The organism is Citrobacter sp. Cpo071 (genome assembly GCF_030332765.1).
Taxonomy (GTDB): Bacteria; Pseudomonadota; Gammaproteobacteria; order Enterobacterales; family Enterobacteriaceae; genus Citrobacter; species Citrobacter portucalensis.
Genome location: NZ_JAOWHE010000023.1, coordinates 1 through 1,962 on the forward strand (window position 1 = coordinate 1; position 1,962 = coordinate 1,962).

Consider the following 1,962-nt stretch of genomic DNA (forward strand, 5'->3'; position numbering starts at 1 on the left):
TTCATTTGGAAGAAACAGTAAAACTGGCGGCAAATGCGTTTCAGGTTAAAGAGTCAGCTTTAACCATTGACCTGAATACGCTTTACGATTTTTCCAGAGCGGGAGTGTATTTTCAGTCTCTTGATGAGAATGCCACGTCCGAGCATCATTACCCCATCAAAGAAGCCGGTACGCTGTTAGTCACCCCCAGCGCCTACGGTTGCCAGCAGGAGTACACCGCTTTCGGCTCTGGACGAAAATTTGTAAGGGGGCTTGAAACGACAGGGGGACCGTGGAAGCCCTGGACTGAGTTTTATGGAACAAACCATAAACCAACTCCTGCAGACATTGGCGCACTTGCGTCGAATGCTGTCGCGGTGGCTGCAGCAAAGCTTTCTGTTGCACGGTTAATTAATGGCGTTTCTTTTGATGGCAGTAAAGATATCAATCTTCCTTTACTCGGACACGGTCAGTCATGGGTTGATGTGACGTCACAGCGTTCAGTAGGTGTCACTTATACAAACACCACCGGAAAACCGATACAGCTTTTGCTGGACTTTGTCCGACCAACAACATCATGGGTTTTAAATATTGTGGTAGATGGATTAACGCCATCGGGTGCCGGTGGATATTGCCCGGTTATTCCTCCGGGTTCCACTTACAGAGTTAACGTATCTGGCATTACAACGTTCACGTGGAGGGAATTACGATGAAATATTATATTGATGACGAAAATAATATTTACGCGTATGAAGATGAGTGTGATGAAGAGTTCATTGCCGAAGGATTAACGCTAATAACAGAAAATGAAGCAAATGAAATATTGAATCCGCCTCCTACCAAAGAGGAATTAATTGCCGCAGCCGAATACGAGCGTCAGCAACTACTGACCCATGCAGACGCTGTTATGCTCGACTGGCGTACGGAATTGATGCTGGGTGAAATCAGCGACGCCAACAAAGCTAAGCTGTCAGCGTGGCTGGATTATAAAAATGAGGTTAAGGCGTGGGAGGTCAAAACCGATCCCGAGAATGTTAACTGGCCTGTTCCCCCGGAGGCGTAGGCCATACGGGGGTTGCCGTATCAACGCGCATCAAATTCAACCTATAGTCCTGCCAGATTATCAAGTCGGCGGCTTCTTCAGCCGTCGCTTTGCCTCTGTCAACGGCGTACTGTCGCCAAGCTATTTCACTATCAGCCTCTGAACGGAGTCGTGCTTTTTTAGCTTCAGCGGCAGCAATTTGCTCCTCAACTGTTGGAGCTAAAAGGGCCATTGCTTCCGGTTCCGATATTTTAATTAACCCTTTCAGAATAAATTCCTCATCACAGTCATCTTCATATGCAAACACTGCATTGCTTTTATTTTTGAAATATTGCATTACCGTAACTCCGCCCATGAAGAAAATGCGCCCGAAAATATGTATTGCGCACCAGGTGGCACAATGGCAAATAATGTTGAATCTGAATCTGCCCCTCGCGCAAACGCCGTTAATACACCTCCGACATACAATCCACGCTGACCATCAGCCGTTTCAGGAATAGATACGCAGATCGGTCTGGTTGTGGTGTTGGTGTAAGTCACCCCGGCAGTTCGTGAAGCGGTAACATCCACCCAGTTCTGTCCCGTTCCCAGTGCATTAGAGGCATCTAACTTACTGTCAAACAGAGATTCAAGCCCGGTCCCGTTCAGAGTTGTATCAGACGGGAGAGCTACTGAACCTGAAAATGTTTGCTTCTGAGTAAATGTATTTTTAGCATCCGTTTTCGCGGCGCTGGTTAATCCAAGATACAAAAGTAATCCGTCAACATCCTTTCCTGATAACGCCGTTAATGTGTCGTCTTTGTCTTGTTTATAATCAAACCAAGCCTGTAAACCAATCCCTTTGTAAGCAGTATTGGCCGGAAGTGATACACCTCCCGTGAATTTCTGGTCGCCAGTAAATGTGTTGTTTTCGCTTGTTTTTGCTAAATCTTCCAAACCAA

At 46.4% G+C, this 1,962-nt stretch carries 3 protein-coding genes and 1 pseudogene; 2 read left to right on the forward strand and 2 right to left on the reverse strand.

The genetic code is table 11. The features are described from left to right. Both OGY09_RS00285 and OGY09_RS00290 read left to right on the forward strand, forming a co-directional pair. On the forward strand, positions 1–692 hold a 692-nt coding region (locus tag OGY09_RS00285), incomplete at its 5' end, for a pyocin knob domain-containing protein (protein WP_286589735.1). Further along, entirely contained in the window at positions 689–1,042 is a 354-nt protein-coding gene (locus OGY09_RS00290) for a tail fiber assembly protein (RefSeq protein WP_001472198.1), read from the forward strand. The genes OGY09_RS00285 and OGY09_RS00290, both read left to right, overlap by 4 nt. Here OGY09_RS00290 and OGY09_RS00295 read toward each other — a convergent pair. Further along, complete coding sequence (locus tag OGY09_RS00295; RefSeq protein WP_150388429.1) at positions 1,014–1,358, reverse strand: tail fiber assembly protein; 345 nt, start codon at positions 1,356–1,358, stop codon at positions 1,014–1,016. The two genes, OGY09_RS00290 and OGY09_RS00295, sit on opposite strands and share 29 nt — an antisense overlap. Further along, positions 1,358–1,962, reverse strand: a pseudogene (locus OGY09_RS00300) (hypothetical protein); the annotation flags it as partial. The pseudogene OGY09_RS00300 and the gene OGY09_RS00295, both read right to left, overlap by 1 nt.